This window comes from Bifidobacterium mizhiense, from assembly GCF_020884755.1.
Taxonomy (GTDB): domain Bacteria; phylum Actinomycetota; class Actinomycetes; order Actinomycetales; family Bifidobacteriaceae; genus Bombiscardovia; species Bombiscardovia mizhiensis.
On record NZ_BPWE01000002.1, the window covers coordinates 1 to 19,033 of the forward strand.

Consider the following 19,033-nt stretch of genomic DNA (forward strand, 5'->3'; position numbering starts at 1 on the left):
CGATAATTCGCCAACCCCACAAACACCGTCCCACCAACCATCCGATGCTGAAACAACGAAATCCACACCGCATACACCACCGGCACCACAAACACCACCACAAACACCACCGCAAACGGCCCCATAAACAACCAACCACGCCAACGAGAACCCACGTGGCCCCGGGGTGCACTGCTCGACCGGGTAGCATCGCCGCTAGCAACAGCAGCCATATCTGACCTTCTCCCTCGAAGCTCTACAACGACACAAACAATCAAGCTCCGACCATATCGAACTGCAATGGACGTTCACCGGATGTTTTCGTTATCATCATAGCACGTACCTGCGAATCAAATATTCTCTAAATCTCTGATATAATGGTGTTTATAAAAATGGTGTCGCAAACATATTGTCTGCCACCAAGGAGCAACCGACGCTAAGGACGGCAAGCTCCCATGAGCTGGATCAGGTAGGCATGGGACGGAAGAAACAGGTATCGATACAGGACGTTGCACAGTTTGCCGAGGTATCGCCGCAAACTGTGTCGCGAGTCGTCAATGACAGCACGGCTGTGCGCCCGAACACCAGACAAAAAGTACTGAACGCCATGGAAGCCTTGGGCTACCGACCGAATTATGCCGCCAGGGCACTGAAGCACGGCCGGTTCAACAATATTGGCATCGTCCTGTTCAACATCACCACATTTGGCAATGCACGCATCCTGGACGGCGCTGTGGAAGCCGCATCAGAATTCGGATATGCAGCGACCGTCCACGTCGTCAACCACTCATCGGAAATTACCTTAGCGGACATCCTAGAGCAGATGAAGCAGTTGCCTGTGGACGGCGTCATCGTGGTGCTTGAACAAAGAGTCGGCGATTTTGATCGTTTCAGACCCAGCAAGGAGCTTCCCGTCGTGCTCATCACCGAGAAGCCTTCCCCTCATTGCCCCACTATCGATGCCGACCAATACGGATGCTCGACTTCGGCTGTCGAATATCTGCTCAAAAAAGGCCACCGCACTGTTTACCACATCTCAGGCCCCTCGACTTCACGAGCTGCGGAAAGCCGGGCCAAGGGATGGAGAGACGTTCTTCAGGCTCACGGCATCCCAGTGCCGCCGACTTATATAGGTGATTGGGAAGCAGACAGCGGGTATGAGGCAGGACGAGCCTTGGCGCATGAAGCTGATTGCACAGCCATCTATGCAGCCAACGACCAGATGGCTTACGGAGCCATTGAGGGCCTCAAAGACTCCGGCAAAAGAGTACCTGAAGATGTCAGCGTGATCGGTGTCGACGATTCTCTGATCGGAACGGTCCCAAGATTGAGTCTGACTACCATGCGCATGGATTTTGAAACCATCGGGCGTGAGGCCTTTGCCAAAGTCAAGCTCCAGTGTGAGGGAGAATACGTTCCTACAAACACCAAGACGCTTATTCCGGCAAAGTTGATCCAGCGCGGCTCGGTCATCGACATCAGCCAGCGTCATGAATAATCGCGGTTAGGCCCCCCCCCCTGAACCATCTGACTCGGCTTCATTGCCTTGGCCTAAGTACCAAGTAGGTATCAGATCACAGGTGCCTTGCTCTTTGCTGCAATGATGCAGCGGACTTCTGCAATGCCCTCAGAAGGGCCCAAAGACCTTATCGCCACCTTCAACAAGCCGACATGCACGCTTGTCTATACCCGAGAGATTATTCATTAGGTAGCTAACAATCTATCTAAGGAGAGTTTTTGAGCGAAGACTATGGCAAGCAGATCAAACGGGCAGCCAACCTCATGTCACGATCCATGGATGCCTACGCGGGCCAGTACGGACTGACCGGCACCCAGATGTCCATCATCGACTTCCTAGGCGAAGCCCAGAACCACACCCAGCGAGACATCGAGATGGAATTCGACATCCGTCCGTCCACAACGACAAAAATCCTGCAGCGTATGGAGGCCAGCGGACTGGTTGCCATCAAACGGGATCCCAGGGACGGCCGTCAACGCATCATTGCTCTCACCGCCAAGGCCCGGGGCCTGCAGACAGCAGTGCGGGCCTATATCAATGACCAGCAAACAGCCATGGAACGCCGGTTCGACCAACGCGATCTGGCTGCCTTCGATCGTGTGCTGGCCTATTTCATCACCCTGAATTCCGATGAATCCTCCCAAGCCGGAAAGGAGTCTCGCTCATGAGCGCAACCCAAGCAACCCAGGCACAAAGCACAGCAATCCCTCGCAGGGTAATCGGCGCGGTGGTAGCCACTGGAATCATGTCCTTCTGTGGCGTGATCGTGGAAACGGCCATGAACATCACCTTTCCTGCCCTCATGAGCCATTTCGGCATCGGAACCTCCAGCGTGCAATGGATGACCACCCTCTACCTGCTGGTCGTCGCCTCCATCACCCCGCTCTCGGCGGCTCTCAAGCGCCGCTTCCGCAGCCGAACCCTCTTTCTGTGCGCCAACCTGCTCTTCCTGACCGGACTGGTCATCGACGCGCTGGCTCCTGTCTTCCCGCTCCTGCTGCTGGGCAGGGCCATACAAGGGTTGGGTACCAGCATCGCCCTGCCACTGATGTTCAACATCATCCTCCAAGAGGTTCCGACAAAGCGCATCGGCACCATGATGGGCGTAGGCACCCTAATTACAGCCATCGGACCGGCTGTCGGCCCCACCTTCGGCGGTCTGGTTGCAACCACCATCGGATGGCGTTTCGTCTTCATCATCCTGATCCCCGTACTGGTCATATCGCTGGTGACCGGCCTGGCCTGTATACCCTCGGTTCCGGTGGTGGCAGATGGCGACCAGGCCGGACTGGGTCCGATTGACGTGTTCCTGATGGTTCTGGGCTTTGCAGGTCTGATCTTCGGCATCAGCAACGCCTCGGCAGGATGGCTCTCGTGGAGATTCGGCGGAGCGCTGGCCCTGGGCCTTATCGCCTTGGCAGCGTTCACCATCCGCGCCCGGCATCAGGCTCAACCGATCATCGACGTGCGTCTGTTCACCGACAGCCGCTTCTCCCTGCACGTCGGTGCCTACATCCTCTTCGAGATCAGCGCCCTGGCCCTCTCATTCATCCTGCCCAACCACCTGCAACTGGTCGATGGCTGCACCTCCCTGCAGGCCGGTCTGGTTGTGCTGCCGGGCGCGGCGATTGGAGCCGTCCTGGCACCGCTCTCCGGCAGGCTCTACGATCAGCTGGGCCCGCGCATTCCCATCATCAGCGGCAGCTGTGTCGCCCTGATCGGCCTCCTGAGATTTGCCCTGACGGCACGTCGGCTGACAGCAGTGGCCATCCTGATACTCTATATTTTCTTCATGCTGGGCATCGGGCTGAGCTTCGGCAACATCATGACCAACGGCCTGCACCGGCTGAATCAGGAGCAGCAGGCCGACGGCAACGCCATCTTCAACACCGTCCAGCAATTCGCCGCAGCCATCGGCAGCAGCTTGGCCGCCACCATCGTCGCGGCAGGCCAGGCCGCAGTCGCAGATCGACGGCTGGGCACCATCAACGGCTCCCAGCATGCTCTGATTCTGCTACTGGTCATCGGCACCCTGGAGGTCCTGCTGATCCTGGCCGCCCTGCGTCGCTCTCGGCAACCACAACTCGATTGAGGGACGGTGACCTTCAGTCCACGTCCTGAACAATGCTCATAGATTGTTCGGCAGTCGGAACAAACAAAATAGGGAATCAGGAGTGGCTGTGGTTAGTAGGCGCATGCCCGCATTGCTATTGCCCATCTGTTGATCACCTATAGTCAGTTGCACCTATATCTGTCCAATATGAAAATCGACAAACTGTTGTATTGCGCACAGATTGAGGGCCTTCTGACACACGGTCATAAGCTATTCGACGAACCCATACAAGCATGAGAATGCGGCCCCCGTGCAACCGAACGTTTATGCTGCATGCAAACAGTATGGCCTAAATCGAATAGCTGTCCGGCTGCAACCGAGAATCCCGATCAAATCGTTTCTTCAACCAGCCACCTTATACGGATCATGTACGACCTCTGAACATGCAGATTATTCACATCGCGACGGCTCAGCCTGGAAAACGGTATATGAACTCGGCGAAAATAACAAATCACTGAAAAGAGCCATGCTGTGTTCTCATGTCGGAATTGATCATCCTGATCTGCTGAGAACACTGGTTGGAGGAGGTGCTTCTGCGGTCGATGAGCGATTCGCAAACGCCTTGAAACTACCAGAGGACTCAGAAGAACAAGCCCTTTGATTGGACAGACAAGAGTTGAATATTGATAATTCAGATGTATCTAAGCGCAATAGCTTGTATCGCTGGATGCAAGAAATGATCAGAGGGCAGAAAACATTGAGTGAGTCGACCAAGCAACTTCAAGATGCAGCCAGCCTCAGAAAATTCCCTAACAACTGTTCCCGGCTTGGTGGATGACCGGTAAAACATAGCGACAAGGGTTCGTTTTTTAACTTTTCCAAAAGCGGATCGCCACCCCTGTTGTGATCTCAAGTCTTAAGACGGCGTGAACCGCACACGTGATGCTAACGATTGGCAGGCAGAGCGACGACTAATCGGGTACATATAGCCAGCATTTGACCTCTGACGTTGCCAATCTGTAAATATTTGTATAGTTTAAATAAAGAGCTAAGCTTACTAGCTAATAACTGCTTTCTGGCTTGTGAAACACAAATCTCACTAACAACGTCGTGGACCCTTCTCACCTCCCTAAGGAGAACTAATGAAGAAGACAAAGGCTTTTGGACATACGGACTTTGATCCGGCAGAGGCATCTCAGGGGGATTCCCATGGACGCATGGGACAGTTGGCGACATTGCCAGCCCGATTCCATAGCAAAGCAAGGACGGCTGCTGCTATCTGGAAAAAACAAATAATTGCTCTGATAGCAGTATTGATGAGTGTGGCCCTATTCTCGGGCTGCCAAGGATCGAATCAGTCAGAGCCGTCAGTGAAACAGGCCTCCGAATATTTGTCATCTTTGACAAAGTACGACATTCCTGTTGTCGGCAGTACCGAAACCATCTCTGCAAACAAATCAGGAACCCTGTATGTACTTGCACGGCGGGCCGACCTTAAGCAGGCAAAACCCGCGCAATGCAAGGTAAATGGGCAATCCATGCAGCGATCTTCTTCAAACTTGAATTATCCTGCAGGCAACGGGCAGAATTTCTTCCCATTTGCACAAATCGACATTAAAAAGGGCAACTCGCACAAGCTCTCATGCAACCAGCCGGATGGTGTCGAAATGATTGCATTGCTCGATCCTCATGTTCGAAGCCTTCCAAAGCAAGCCGCATAATTCCGGTTATTGCCTTTCCGCGCTGTTACGACACGTCGATTCCGGCTTTAATCGTTGGACTCCTAACTCCTATTACTAAGTGCCTCCATAAGCAACGAATCGTCTTGTCGCTCGGTCTTTTCCGATTCATAGGCTGATCAGTTTACTTCGACTAGGCCTTCCTGGATCACAGCTTGAGGTGAAAAAACGAGATAGGATCTGAAGAACCGGTCAAGCGCAAATAATCCACACTTTGCACATTCACACCTGAACCGAACCACATTGCATTCTCCGGCCAATACAGCAAAGAATGCTTGAACTCCTACCGCGAAAACCAGACTGGCAGCTCGGCACCTGCGTAGCCCCGGCGATGGCCACAGCCACTACCCTGCCAGCCTATCCGGATCCCAGGTGCAGAAGCCGACCGGCCCGCTGACAAATTCTTTTACTTATTCAATCATTCAGCCGATACCACAAGAGCCATCTGGATTGCAGCCATGATTCCCAATCGGCTTTTGACTCTGCAGTCGCTTCTTCCAATCAACACCACCGCCGGGGTTGCCGCCTTGCGGGGTTACAGGAGCGGGCGCTGGTGCATATCCGCCTCCACCGCCGCCTCTGTTGGTAGACGGCCTGTAGGTGGGCGCACGGCCGCTTTGGCCGCTGTTATTGGAGGATGCCGCCTGCTGGGCGGCCAGCTGGTCTACCTGGCTCTTGGCCTGCATCGAGGCGTTTACCTGGTCAATAGCCGACTGCAAGGCGTTCACCGCATCCCGGTAGGCTTTCGCCGTATCCGCTTTTATCTGGCCAACCTGGTCAATAACCTTCTGCAGGCTGTCACGGACGGCAGAATCGGCCACCTTCCCGTCGGAATCGCCCAACAGCTTCGACGCTTCGTCCCTCTTCGCATTCAGGGCCGCCTTCGCATCCTCCAAGGTCTTTGCATCCCGGGACGCTATTACTGCCTTAGCCGACTTGGATACGGCCGCGTATTCACTGTCAAGGTTCTTGGCCTTGCTGGCTTGAGCGTTCAGATCATCAGCGGACATGGAAGTCTTGCATTGGAAGGATGGCGGCTCGAGGCCGCCAGCGGCCTTCACGCTGCGGCTCATGTTCGCCACGGTCTTCGCATCCTTGACTTGGTCCACCTTCACGCGGGATGCCTCACGGTAGCTGGCCATCATGGCCGAGCCGGTCTTCTTCTGCAGGGTCTTCGCCGACTGGTTGCAGGAGTCGAGCGCCGCATCATGCCGACGGCTCTCAACCACTCGCCAGCCTAAAAGACCTGCAACAACTACCATCACTGCAACTACTGCGACAATCACCGGAACCAGCCACTTCGGATGTCGCTTGCCTGAAGCGGCATCCCCATCCCCCGGCACGACGGCCTGTTCAAGCCCGGCCTCTTTGCCTGCTTCATCGACTTCTGACTGCTGGTCCTTATTGTTCATAGCCCTTTCTCCGATTTTCTTCGCCGAGTATCACACGCAATGTACCAGGCTGAAAGATAACTATTGATTCATTATCACTCGCGCAATATCAAAAGAGACCTCGAGCTACCACTAATAAAGCTATGTATGCACTAAAACGAGCCTGCCCGTTTACAAGATCCGCCGCTATTACCCGCACTACGGATCCGAGTGATCGTTGATGTCACACCTCTCATAACTACAGCGGTAAGCAATTGTCTAATTTTGCAAAATTAATGGTCGGATCCATCTGCAGTTCGTACCGAGGCGTGCAAATCGCTGTACTGCGAGATGCCATAGCCGACAATCGACCTTTCTTTTCCTATGTGGACAAGAAAGCGTTGACCGACAAGCTGCTACAAACCTCAATGGGCTACGATTCCCTCACTTTGCTAGTCGAGCTAAGCCATACTTACAGAGACAGAAAGTCTGAACAACAAGACACTAATTGTATTAGAAAGGTTGATTCTTATCCTTTTCAGCATTTTCCCTTTCCAAAAGCTCTTTCTGATGCAGAAGCCGTGAATGTGGGTATGATCTGCTTTTAGCACATTCATACGCTTTCTGGTAGTAATTTTCATACTCATTTAATCATCGACCTATCGAATTACATCAAATGTTGTATCGTAAGAGGATTCACAATCGGTCTGCTGATACAGTATTGAATGTCAGCGCATCGATGAGTTACTGCACAGTGACAAGGGAAAGTTTTTTGCTGTTTCGACGGGACCACAATAGCGAGGAACGTGCAGCAAGGGCAAGCTCTGAAGGGTGACACGTCGCATTGCCACAAGTATGAGAGACGGCAATGCGCGCCTGCCCAGTTGACCATCGATCCTAAGACAAGACAGAGGTTGAGGGAAAAAAGGAGTGCTTCATGGCAAATCAGGGAGACGAGGAGGCCGAGGGCCTGGAGAACATGTCCGACCCGGTTGAAAGCGAGACTGCGTCACCGCCGTCGATCATGCCGGATAACGGGGATGCTCCCTCAGGCAGGCGGCGTCCGAAGTGGCTGGTTCCGGTGATCGTCGCCGTGGCAGCGGTGGTGCTTATTGTGGCCGGCCTCGTGGGTTGGCGCGTGGTGGAATCCCGCCGGCATGATGCGGCGCTCGGCTCCTGCAGCCGGGCGGTGAAGACCCTGCAGGAGAAGACCGGCTCGGCCAGGATGGCGAGCTACCGTGAAGCCGCCGGCGTGAACGCGGGCCAGGTCAAGGACGCGAGCACCGTGCTGGCCATGGCGCGCAGCGTAAAGAATACTGAAGGACTCAGGCAGCCCACGATCCAGTGCAAGGCCTCCATGTCCACCGGCGATCTGAATACCGAGGCCGGCAAAGCCAAGAAGCTTGACAGCAAATATGAGGCTGTGGCCAAGGCGGCTAAGGCTGTGTTGGCCTCCCGGGACACGAAGGCCCTTGAGGATGCGAAGGCGGCCCTAGACGGAAAGAAGGATGAAGCATCGAAGCTGCTTGGCGACTCCGACGGGAGGGTGGCCGACAATGCGACCCGCGACAGCCTTAAGCAGGCCATCGACAAGGCCGGCCAGATTAAGGATGGCAAGGCCAAAGCCTATCAGGATGCGGCGAGCGCCTTGCAGGCGGCCATTGACCAGGTGAACGCCTCCATGCAGGCCAAAAGCCAGGTTGACCAGCAGGCCGCAGCCCAAGCGGCTCAACAGCAGGACACCACTCAACGTCAGCCTTCCTACCGCCCGTCCGGCAACCGTGGCAGGTATCAGCCTGCGCAAGCTCCGGCTCCGTCGTCGCCACATCAGGGAGGAAGCCTCAACATTCAGGACTATCCCAACCTGTGGGAGCAGCTGCAAAAGGGGGACGGCGGGCCGGCCATCGACAACCAGGGCAACTGCATCGCCAACTGTTATGGATGGACAGGCTCTAATTGAGCTTTTTCGGAGTCGTGGAGCTTCGTCAGCATAGCTAATATGCTAAAGCCCCTCCGCCCGGTCTGCACTGCAAGACCATCCCATCCATCTGCTGGTGCTCTACCTCGCTGATACCCAAGGCCAGCCTCGCCTTTTTGCTGCACGCGGCCAAATGTCAATGACCACGTGCGTCAACCATGGAAATAGAAAGTGAAGGAGCCGCCGTGTTCAGTGCCATCCCGCTGTCCCTTGCTTGTTTTCTGACATCTTACCGCAGACCGGTAGGCTTGAGAAGAACTATCGCCGTTGAAGTCTGGTCTCAAGGAGATCTCAGTGCAGTCCGTCTAAACGTATCAAAAGAACACAAATCCAAAGTCTGTTCTTGGCGCCTCGCGCCCAAGTCAAGACTCTGGTTTTTCAGGTCTTTCGAGCCCTCTGGTCAATCTCGGCCCTGCGCAGACGCATCTCGTCGAACTCCTTTTAGAGCTCTTCAAAGAACTCCTCCTCGTCCCCTGACGGTTAGGATCCATATGTCGCTCTGAGCCCGGGACGACAGACAGGGGCTCCCCCGCTCGACTTTCGCCGCCACTTCCTGCATCTGCTGAAGTTCCGCCTTGCTGATATCCAATGCCATCCCGGCCTTCCTATTCCTATACTTACATCTCGTTGTGCAGCTCGATAAAATACCATCAATATAGTCGACAGTATGCGGTGGCCTTGTTCTAGAAGGCAATGTAACCCGATGCTCAGCCATCTTAACCACGACCTGGATATAGTTCTAAAGCCTGCTTTGTCAAACCCGGGTATAACAAAGACCATAGCTTCACCGAGCCCTCTCCCCCCGGATCTGCACAATTGGAGATATTAACTACAGCGTATCTAATTTCATTAGGGCGTAGTGCATGAGTGCTTGCCATGTTAGATAATACCAATCACAAAACAGTAATATTAAAATACTTATAATTATCTTGTATCTTCTTAAATCAAACGTGCGACGCGAATATTGAGTGCGTCACGCGTGCAATTCGCGGTACAAGGTCAAAATTTGATGCATAAGCATCCCGAGAGTGAATCTCCAGCATTTAGTGTCGATAATATCTAGTTGTCATCTCTGTAAGCCGTACCTGCGTCAGAACTTATATAGGACAGCATTCAATTAATTTACTATTGGCCTCTGTCATCGTACATCACGATATCAAATCTTTTTCATATGGTTGTCCAATGTAAGAGAAAACACAGCTCTGCAACGTGTCATAATGCAAATTCGAAAAGAGGAACACTTCCTGTGCAACAAAATTATCCGCCGGTATTGTCCTGTAGACATCAGTGAATGGAAACGGACATGCCGGATCAGCAGTACGCCGGAAAGCCGGATGACAGGACTTCCAACAGCAGGAGAAATCGACTATAGGTGCGGATGGATGTTGAAACAGCTAGTAAATATAAAATTCAGACTGCTGTCGAACAGGTGAAGCAAGAGAACGAACTTTTCAGCGATCAATTCAACAAACTTGGAAAACCGGGCGACTGATTACTGGGCTTCAACGCCCTGTTCTGTTTCTTGCCTCTGATGTCTCAGTAGGCCTGACAGAATCTCACACCAAAAAAGCGACTGGCTTATGTAGTCGCCGTTTTTTGGTACTCCTTGTTGTTGTACTCGTTATCACTTACATTCTTATAAATCTAGTGCTTATGAAAAGCACATTTACTTTTTCACTGCATCTTTTGATAACCGAGACGGGACAGTTCACCAGCGAAATTCTGAATAGTTTGGCTAAGAAACACAGCAGCAATCTTAGAAGACTGAAGAACATATATATTAGAGGAGCCGCCGCTGTCGGAATTGAATGTCTCACATACGCCTTGGCCCTAATGTAACACCTTTGCTTCTTATGCCCAGGACTCTGAACTTTTAGCCTTAGCGATATAATTTTCCTATGGACGACAATAAGCAAAAGAAAATAGATCAAATCGCAGATGATTTCAAGGACCAGCTGACAAATCATATTGATTACGGCGATCATGACGATAAATTGCTTCTTTCAGCGTACAAGAATGATCGAGGTTACTCTGATTCGTTGGCTTCGTTCCTGTCCGCTGCTCAAATTCGATTGGCGTCAAGAGTCGATAAATTTAATAATTTTATTGAGTATCATGAGAAAATGAAACCGGGCACGCAACAAAGTATTCTGGATGGGTTGGAAAAGGTGCTAAAAACTCTACAAGATTTCTGCCAATCCATAGATGCCGAGACTGGTTATAAGCTACAACCCGATAGGTATTTTCAGGAGGAGCAGATTAAAAGTGCCTTGAATGTTCTGCGGAATTCTACTTCGTCCAAGATTCCTTCGGATATGAATCAATTCAACGTATACAATTTCAAATCCCATCCCATGTTTGCAGTGGAGCCCGATGTAAAGACGAAAGAAAGAAACGAGCACAAACTCTACACGGTATTCGTCAGCTCGACTTACAAGGACATGAAGGACATTCGCAGAGCTGTGCTTACAAAGTTGAATTCCTCCAGGAACTACATACCGATCGGCATGGAAGACTTCACGGCCTCCGACAGCGACCAACTCAACTACATCAGCGACCGACTCAAAGACACCGACATCTACGTGCTAATCCTGGGCGGTAAGTACGGCACCCTCACCCCCGAGGATCACATGAGTTACACGCAGAAGGAGTACGAGATGGCCGTGCAAGATCCCAATATCATGGTGCTGTCCTTCGTATGTAAGAACCCCGAAGACCTACCTGCTAAGAGACGCTGGCAAAACGATGAGGAACACAAACACCTTGAAGAGTTTCGCCAAAAGGTATTGAACTCCGGCAAATTGGTCAAACTCTGGGAAGCAAACGACGATGATTGTGCGGAGCATATAGCCTTCGAGATCTACCGGTCTCTGATACTCGGAAACAAAGACAATCTACGCGGCTGGATCAGGGGAGTGTCAGCACACTCTTGCTAATTAAGGCTGTTCGAGTCCGGCAAAGATTTACAGCATCATACATCCAAAACAAGAGTCGTCCGATACTGCCCAGCAACTTTAACCTGAGTGCCACAAACCTATCCGCAATGAGGTCGTCTCATACTGAGGGGATTGTACCCTGCTTGTGGCTGATCTGAAAGATGGCAATATCCGATAGCCTATTCGCAATTCCTAGAGAGGGGGATCGCAATTAGTGTGTCGGCATTCGCAAACAACAGCCACACCATCAACGCCCGAATCGCCACTAGCTTCATCATCTCGCCAAGCCACATCCTCCCCACTAGCCACCTCTTCCCCCCCTCTGCATTCCACATCAGAGGAAACCGACACCGAAGACAGAGCTGCCTATAACCTTCTACAAACGTGTTCAAATACCAATACACCGTCACTTGCGCTTATGCTAATGTGTCATTAGTGGCCAAAGTTGTCTTCGGCGCTTGACTCGTCGAATGTTGGGGATAATCGACAATGCGGCTGCGATTCCTGGGGAAGGGGATCATACTAATGCCTCGTCAGCACTCGAACATAGCGACTCGACCGGCCTTGCTGGTCAGCCTGATGCTGGCTATTATCCTACCCGCAAGCCTCCTGGTCTGCACTTATGCCACGGCAGACAACGCTGCAACCGAGTCCAGCGTGGCCGATGCAGTTGCGCCGACCACACAAGGAAATAGCGGGGGGGGGGGGGGGTCGTCAGACCCCTCATGTAGCTAAGCAACAGTCCAGCAATTCTCCTGACATCACCACCCAGCCAACAGGAACTGCAAACACTCCTACAGCAACAATTCCTACTTCGCCATCTCCCCTGGCTACATCTTCCCCTCTGAATCCCGCACAGCCGGCCCCCTCCGTCTCTCCCACGCCGGACAAGACCAGCACCCCAGACGACAAAGTCAACGCCGGGCTGCAGGCGCGCGCCTCCACACCGCACACTGTCACCTTCAGCAATCCCCAAGGCACCGACACGACACAAACAGTAAATGATGGCGAGCGTGTAAAACGTCCAGCAGATCCGACTCGAAACGGCTACCTATTCGACGGGTGGTTCATTGGTGATACACCAGTAGCCTACGATTTCAGCAAACCAATCATCAACGATCTGAAGCTCACCGCCCATTGGAGCAAGGATTGGAGCATGAGCCCCGTGCAGGGACCGGCTTCTGGTGGCACGAAAGTCACACTGACCCCTCCTGGGCCGCGTGGAATTCGCTTCAGCCAGGTCAGCGCAGGAAGAGGACACACCCTTGCAGTCGCCTCGGACGGCAACCTTTACTCTTGGGGAAGCAATGATTATGGCCAGCTCGGCGACGGGACAACAACTGAACGTCATGAACCGGTCCAGGTAAAGAAGCCCCAAGGCGTATCCCAGAATTTCACCTGGGTCCAAGCTTCAGCCGGATACATGTTCTCTTTTGGCCTAGGGTCAGACGGCAAGCTCTACAGCTGGGGCAACAATCTACACGGATACCTGGGAGACGGCACAACTAACGATCGCCACACTCCAGGCCCAGTAGCTCTACCACCGAATGTGCCGACAGGATTCACATGGAATCTGGTCGCAGCAGGCAGCCTGCATGCTCTCGGTTTAGGATCCAACGGCAAGCTCTACAGCTGGGGCAACAACCTATACGGATACCTGGGAGACGGCACTACTAACGATCGTTACACTCCCGTCCCTGTAATCCCGCCACCAAATGTGTCTGCCGGTTTTACTTGGAAGCAAATAAGCTGCTGGGGTTGGCATTCCCTGGCATTGGGATCGGATAACTGGCTCTACTCCTGGGGCTATAATGGAACTAATGAGCTGGGTATTGGAGGACCAACAGGATATCAACCCACACCCGTACGCGTAGCTGCACCGCAAAAAGCAGGTTCCGGATTCATTTGGGTAGAATCCAAAATGGGTGATTATTACTCTCTCGCCATCGGATCTGATGGCAACATATATGGTTGGGGATACGGAGCAAGCGGCAATATAGGCAATGGTGCTGTTGATAATGAGCCCAGTCCGACACAAGCTTTTAAACCCAGTGGAGCGCTCCCAGGATTCGTCTGGAAGCAGATCAGCAGTCTATCTTTTGCATCCCTGGCTATAGGTTCTGACGGGAATCTCTATTCCTGGGGAGGCAACGCAAACGGCCAGCTGGGTGACAACACCACTACTCAACGAAACACCCCTGTCAAAGTTGCAGCGCCGCCAAATACACCTTCTGGACTGACCTGGCTACAGGTAAGCGCCGGTTGGGACAACACATCCTTCGGTCTGGCTTCGGATGGCAACCTCTACTCCTGGGGCAACAACATAAACGGCCAGCTGGGCGACAACACCACCAGCGAACGACACGTCCCCGGCCGAGTGAACCTGCCCGGGACCATCACAGTCACCACCGTCAGCTTCGGCGGATCGGCAGGTACGAACATAACCAAGAACGCGGATGGCACATGGAGCGTCACCACGCCCGCGCATGCGCGAGGAAAAGTGGACACGACCGTCTCATGGACGTTGAACGGCCAACAGCCGGACGCCCACCTGGCCTACAGATACCTAGACTCCTACACAGTCACATTTACTAGTGCGGACACCTCCTGCCCTGCACCCTCCGGGATGCCCCCAAACCAGACCGTCACCGAAAGCAAACAGGCCAAACGCCCCTCCCCCGATCCGAAGGCAAACGGCTGCCTATTCGACGGATGGTTCATCAAAGACGCTGGCAACGACTCCAAGATCGCCTACGACTTCAGTCAGCCCGTCACCGGCAACATCACCCTGGCCGCCCACTGGACCAAGATGGACAACCACTGGGCCCTGAACCCCGAAAAAGGCAACGTGCTCGGCGGCCAGCACGTGACCATCACCCCGCCTACAATCAACCGAGGCATCCGCTTCAACCAAGTCAGCGCCGGAGGCTACCAGACCGCGAGCGCCAACAGTTTCTCCATAGGAATCTCCAGCGACGGCAACGCCTATGCATGGGGAAGCAACAAGTACGGGCAGCTGGCTCAGAAACCGGCCGATGCCAGCATGCAGAAGGCCCCTGTCAGAGTTCCCCTGCCCGACGGCGTGGATTCCAGCTTTACCTACACGCAGGTTGCAGCCGGCGACTCGCACGTTCTGGCCATCGGATCCAATGGCATCCTCTACAGCTGGGGACGCAACGATCACGGGCAACTGGGTGACGGCACCACCACGGATCGGTACCAGCCTCAGCCCGTCAAGGACACCAGCGGCCAGCCATTCAAAGCCGTACAGGTCAGCGCCGGCTTCGCCGACTCGGCCGCCATCGACTCTGAAAGCCGCGTCTACACCTGGGGCAGCGAAAGCACAGGCAAGGGGCAGGCACCTATATACAGCACAACCAGGAAGAACCCGGCACCAGCCGCCGACCCGGACAATCCGGGACAGAGCTTGCGTGCGGTCCAGGTCAGCCTCAACTGGAGCTTCGTCATGGCCCTGGATGCCGACGGCAACGTGTACACATGGGGGTACAACACTAATGGCCAGCTCGGCAACAACACCAGTAACAGCACCAATTACGCATCCAATCCGGCCCGGCTGCCCAACCAGTCCTTCCAGGCTACCCAGATCAGCGCAGGAAGCTGGAACGCCTTGGCCATCGACACGGAGGGGAACACCTGGACCTGGGGATACAACGGATACGGCCAGCTGGGCGACGGCAGTACCAGCGACAAATATCAGCCTCAAACTGTGCAAAACCCCACTAATACCAGCCAAAGTCTTAAAGCCACTCAGATCAGCGCGGGTGTGAATCATTCCCTTGCGGTCGGCCAGGACGGCAATCTCTGGGCATGGGGATTAAACAGCAACGGACAGCTGGGCATCGGCAGCACCGTCAATCAGACAAAGCCCACGCTTATCAAGGACCCCGCCAACAAGGCCCAAGCATTCAAGGCCGTTCGAAGCAGCGCGGGGCAACTCCATTCACTGGCCATCAGGCAGGATGGTAACCTCTGGGCCTGGGGCGGCAACCAGTACGGACAGCTGGGCAACAATCAAACGGCAACCAAAAGCACGACACCCTTGGCGGTTGCTTTCGATCCGACGCCTCTGGTTCTCACTGGCGTCAAGTTCGGCGGCATCCCCGGGACCAGCCTGTACCGGAACGACGACGGCACCTGGAGCATCACCAACCCACCCCATGACGCAGGACACGTCGATGTGGCCGTCGACTGGACCATCGACCAAGTCGCGCAGACGACCGCACACCTGGGCTACACCTACGAGGGCATCCTGCCCATGGCCGGCAGCACCGGCCTCCTTGTCCTACTCGCCACAGGACTGCTGGCCGCTGCAGGCGCCACAGCAGCAGCCTCACACCAGCGGGAAACCAGCAGCCGCCGCCACTAAGCTCTTTGCCCGAGTAAGCGGGGTGGCCCCGCAAACCCCCAAGATTGCGGAGCCACCCTATTTCTTCAATCTCCTTCAATCTCCTCCTTTGTTCCCCGACTGGAGCTTCCTCTTAAGCAGGGCCAACAGTCTTCTGTCATAGGCCAGCTACTGTATACACCAGCTATTGCCACGCCCACCGGGACCCTGAAGGCTTGCGCCTGCGGAATCACTAAGCCAAGGCTACGGCCAACCAAGGCATAGCGGCATAGACAGCATCCTGTCCCGCTCGCACTTAAACAACCCCCCCGGGTCTTCTTCGTTGAAGAGTAATTATCGGATTCCCAACACTGCTGAGGTAAGCATAATACTTCCAAGACGATGCGAGGCGTATATCCCCACCACGCCACGTCAGAATATCCGAGAGCTGGCACAGTCCACAAGAATCATGGTGAGACTGAGTAGTTAACAATGTTATTATAGTTTACATTGTTAACTACCAACAATCATCAGGAGGTGTATCTTGCAACCCGCAAAAAACGATTCGGGGGAATATGCCCTGTCTTGTCGCCAGGTGCGCAAATCATTCGGAAGCAGGCAGGTGCTCAAGGGTGTGGATCTTGAAGTCAGGCGCGGCAGCATCCTGGGCCTGCTGGGCAGGAACGGGGCAGGCAAGTCAACCCTGATCTCGGCCTTGACAGGGCTGGGTGCGCCAGACTCAGGCCACATCTCAGTAGAGGGGCACAACCCCTATCGGACCCCCTCGCGCATCTTCGGCCGGGTCATCGGACTCGCACCCCAAGACCTGGGCATCTATCCCCACCTCAGCGTCCGAGACAACCTGCGTGGCATGGCCGGCCTGCAAGGGCTGAATACCAAGCAGGGCAGCAGAAGGGCCGACGAACTGATAGAGCTCATGGGATTGGGGTCCCAGTCAGGAACATCAGCCGAAAATCTCTCAGGAGGGCAGAAACGACGCCTTCACACTGCTATGGCCATGGTCCACAATCCCCCGGTGCTCTTCCTGGACGAGCCGACAGTCGGAGCGGACGTGGAGGCGCGCGCCAGAATACTGGACATGGTCAAGGCCATGAGCCGGCAGGGCACCACCATCATCTACACCACCCACTACCTGAAGGAGCTGGAAGCAATGGGCGCGGACCTGGCCTTTCTGATCGACGGGCGGATCCAGGTCCATGGTTCTCTGCAGGAGGTGCTCCACAAATATGCCCGGGCATCCCTGCGTATCTCCTTCGTCGGTCAGACCCCAGGCCAGATCCCCGGATGGCAGATGATCGAGGGGTTCCTGGAGCCCGACCACCCAGTGTCCAGTCCGGAGCAGGAGCTGGCCCGCCTTTTGCAGGAGCCGGTCATGAAAAAGGCCCGTCTGTCGTCGATTACCATCGTCCAGCCGGACATCGAATCGGCCTACATGACCGTCATGGGCACATCCTCAAGCGATCCTGCCGGGTCACGAGCATGGGAAGACAGGTGAGCGCCATGCGGTTTAACGGTTACCTGGCAGCATTCCGCCTCAATTTCAAAATCGAGCTGCGAAGCATCTGGCTGCAGGCGGTCATCGTGGCCATTCCCCTGATCATCATTCCCTTCATGCTGCCCTCCTACCGGGACTCCCTGCGGGCCCAGGGGCATCTGGGCGCCAATGGATCCGAGCAGGCGCTTCCGGGGTTCGCCATCCTTTTCGCCATGTTCTCCCTGCAGCTGGTCCTCCAACTGTTCTTCCAGGAGCACGAATGGCACACCTGGGACAGGATGCGGGTGTCAGCGGTCTCCCTCCTCGACCTGGTCATGGCCAAGCTGAGCGTGTCTTCCATGGTGCAGGTGGTCCAGGTCGCTCTGGTCATGCTGATCGGGACGGCGCTCTACCACTATCGGCCCAATGGATCAGTCCTGGCCCTGGCCGCGGTCTGCCTGCTCATTTCGATTGTACTGACCCTCTTCGGCCTGTTGCTCTACATCTTCTCGTCCTCCCAGAACATGGCCATGTCCTTCAACAATATCCTCGGCATGCTCCTGGCTGGCATGGGCGGAGCCCTCAGCCCTGTCTCCGGATTCCCGGACTGGGCACAGAAGCTGGCCAAGGGCAGTCCCGTCTACTGGGCCATGGATGCCGTAGGAAAAATCAATTTCGACCATGCCGGAATGGCGGATGTATGGCCTGATCTGCGTATCCTGCTGGCCTTCCTGCTCGCCCTGGCTCTCCTGGCAACGGTACTATTCAAGAGAGGAGTACAGCGGAAGGAGTGAGAAAGCATGGCTGACCCACCCAAGGCACCCGTCAAGACGACGCTGAACCGAGACTACGTTCTGCGTTCCGCCCTCTATTTCGTCGATAAGCACGGACTGGAGGCCCTGAACATCCGCGCCTTGGGCAAGCAGATGGGGGTGTCAGGACCAGCCATCTACCGTCATGTACCCAGCAAGGCCGCCCTGCTTGATGGGATCGTCGAGCTTATCTGGCAGTCAGCCACCGACCTGGACTCCATACCACAGGGCATGGGATGGCGGCAAGCGCTTGAAGATGTCATGCTCCAGGTTCACCGGACGCTGCTTTCGCATCCCCGGGCGCTCCCGCTCATGGCCACGCATCCCATCAACACCGACCAGTCCTTCCACATGGTCAGCACCTGGTTGAACCAGCTGACCGCCCATGGGCTCAAGGTCGATTCCGACACCATCCACCTGCTCAACAGCCTTGCCGGACTGACCCTGGGCAGTGCCATCGCCCAGGCCTCTCCCCCGGTCGGCGGTGCGGGTGGCCAGACCAATACTGATCTGGCCAAAAGACTGGCTGAAGACACCCAAGGATTCGATGACCTGAAGATGCTCGTTGCTTCTACGGACGACGGCATTAGTGCCCTTATGGAGACCAGCTACCGCAAGGGCCTGCACGCCCTGATCGCCGGTTGGCCTGCCTGACCCGGGACTGCCGACCAGTTCAGCAAGACCACCGCACCATTAATCCTGCCTAGGAGTGCTTCCCCGACATTCCACCTGAGAGAACCTTATCAGCAGGTAGTATAGTTGAAAGACGCAAGGCTTCCTACTCGCACCCTCGCACAGAGGGATGGG

The 19,033-nt window shown here is 54.7% G+C and carries 10 protein-coding genes and 2 pseudogenes; 10 read left to right on the plus strand and 2 right to left on the minus strand.

Annotated elements, in window-relative coordinates; translation table 11 throughout:
• A pseudogene (locus LPC22_RS03675) lies at nucleotides 1–212 on the minus strand (carbohydrate ABC transporter permease); the annotation flags it as partial.
• A gap of 242 nt (nucleotides 213–454) precedes the next feature.
• On the opposite strand from LPC22_RS03675, the gene LPC22_RS03680 reads away from it, so the two are divergent.
• From LPC22_RS03680 to LPC22_RS03695, 4 genes are all read left to right on the plus strand, one after another.
• On the plus strand, nucleotides 455–1,477 hold the full coding sequence (locus LPC22_RS03680; protein WP_229132348.1) for a LacI family DNA-binding transcriptional regulator: 1,023 nt from the start codon (nucleotides 455–457) through the stop codon (nucleotides 1,475–1,477).
• 239 nt (nucleotides 1,478–1,716) lie between these two features.
• A complete protein-coding gene (locus LPC22_RS03685) occupies nucleotides 1,717–2,166 on the plus strand; it encodes a MarR family winged helix-turn-helix transcriptional regulator (RefSeq protein ID WP_229132350.1) in 450 nt (149 codons plus the stop codon).
• Entirely contained in the window at nucleotides 2,163–3,590 is a 1,428-nt protein-coding gene (locus LPC22_RS03690) for an MFS transporter (protein WP_229132352.1), read from the plus strand. The genes LPC22_RS03685 and LPC22_RS03690 overlap by 4 nt, the downstream gene beginning before the upstream one ends.
• A 1,103-nt stretch (nucleotides 3,591–4,693) precedes the next feature.
• Nucleotides 4,694–5,272 carry a hypothetical protein gene (locus tag LPC22_RS03695; protein WP_229132355.1) on the plus strand — a complete coding sequence of 193 codons (579 nt, stop codon included), beginning with the start codon at nucleotides 4,694–4,696 and terminating at the stop codon, nucleotides 5,270–5,272.
• Between the two features lie 440 nt (nucleotides 5,273–5,712).
• Here LPC22_RS03695 and LPC22_RS03700 read toward each other — a convergent pair whose 3' ends face one another.
• Entirely contained in the window at nucleotides 5,713–6,702 is a 990-nt protein-coding gene (locus tag LPC22_RS03700) for a hypothetical protein (protein WP_229132357.1), read from the minus strand.
• Between the two features lie 895 nt (nucleotides 6,703–7,597).
• On the opposite strand from LPC22_RS03700, the gene LPC22_RS03705 reads away from it, so the two are divergent.
• The 6 genes and pseudogenes from LPC22_RS03705 to LPC22_RS03730 all read left to right on the plus strand — a co-directional run bounded on the left by LPC22_RS03705 (nucleotide 7,598) and on the right by LPC22_RS03730 (nucleotide 18,880).
• Complete coding sequence (locus LPC22_RS03705; protein ID WP_229132360.1) at nucleotides 7,598–8,620, plus strand: hypothetical protein; 1,023 nt, start codon at nucleotides 7,598–7,600, stop codon at nucleotides 8,618–8,620.
• 1,916 nt (nucleotides 8,621–10,536) lie between these two features.
• Entirely contained in the window at nucleotides 10,537–11,574 is a 1,038-nt protein-coding gene (locus tag LPC22_RS03710) for a DUF4062 domain-containing protein (protein WP_229132362.1), read from the plus strand.
• Nucleotides 11,575–12,099: 525 nt separating this feature from the next.
• Nucleotides 12,100–15,961 (plus strand): annotated as a pseudogene (locus LPC22_RS03715) (RCC1 domain-containing protein).
• Nucleotides 15,962–16,463: 502 nt separating this feature from the next.
• The gene (locus LPC22_RS03720; protein ID WP_229132366.1) at nucleotides 16,464–17,435 is read left to right on the plus strand and encodes an ABC transporter ATP-binding protein; all 972 of its coding nucleotides are present in this window, start codon (nucleotides 16,464–16,466) and stop codon (nucleotides 17,433–17,435) included.
• A 5-nt stretch (nucleotides 17,436–17,440) separates the two neighbouring features.
• On the plus strand, nucleotides 17,441–18,208 hold the full coding sequence (locus tag LPC22_RS03725; protein ID WP_229132370.1) for an ABC transporter permease: 768 nt from the start codon (nucleotides 17,441–17,443) through the stop codon (nucleotides 18,206–18,208).
• Nucleotides 18,209–18,214: 6 nt separating this feature from the next.
• On the plus strand, nucleotides 18,215–18,880 hold the full coding sequence (locus tag LPC22_RS03730) for a TetR/AcrR family transcriptional regulator (protein WP_229132372.1): 666 nt from the start codon (nucleotides 18,215–18,217) through the stop codon (nucleotides 18,878–18,880).
• The last annotated feature ends 153 nt before the right edge of the window (nucleotides 18,881–19,033 follow it).

Bases quoted from the DNA above. Each gene is read 5' to 3' on its own strand.
- LPC22_RS03680 (WP_229132348.1), top strand. From the start codon at position 455: ATGGGACGGAAGAAACAGGTATCGATACAGGACGTTGCACAGTTTGCC.
- LPC22_RS03690 (WP_229132352.1), top strand. From the start codon at position 2,163: ATGAGCGCAACCCAAGCAACCCAGGCACAAAGCACAGCAATCCCTCGC.
- LPC22_RS03695 (WP_229132355.1), top strand. From the start codon at position 4,694: ATGAAGAAGACAAAGGCTTTTGGACATACGGACTTTGATCCGGCAGAG.
- LPC22_RS03700 (WP_229132357.1), bottom strand. From the start codon at position 6,702: ATGAACAATAAGGACCAGCAGTCAGAAGTCGATGAAGCAGGCAAAGAG.
- LPC22_RS03705 (WP_229132360.1), top strand. From the start codon at position 7,598: ATGGCAAATCAGGGAGACGAGGAGGCCGAGGGCCTGGAGAACATGTCC.
- LPC22_RS03710 (WP_229132362.1), top strand. From the start codon at position 10,537: ATGGACGACAATAAGCAAAAGAAAATAGATCAAATCGCAGATGATTTC.
- LPC22_RS03725 (WP_229132370.1), top strand. From the start codon at position 17,441: ATGCGGTTTAACGGTTACCTGGCAGCATTCCGCCTCAATTTCAAAATC.
- LPC22_RS03730 (WP_229132372.1), top strand. From the start codon at position 18,215: ATGGCTGACCCACCCAAGGCACCCGTCAAGACGACGCTGAACCGAGAC.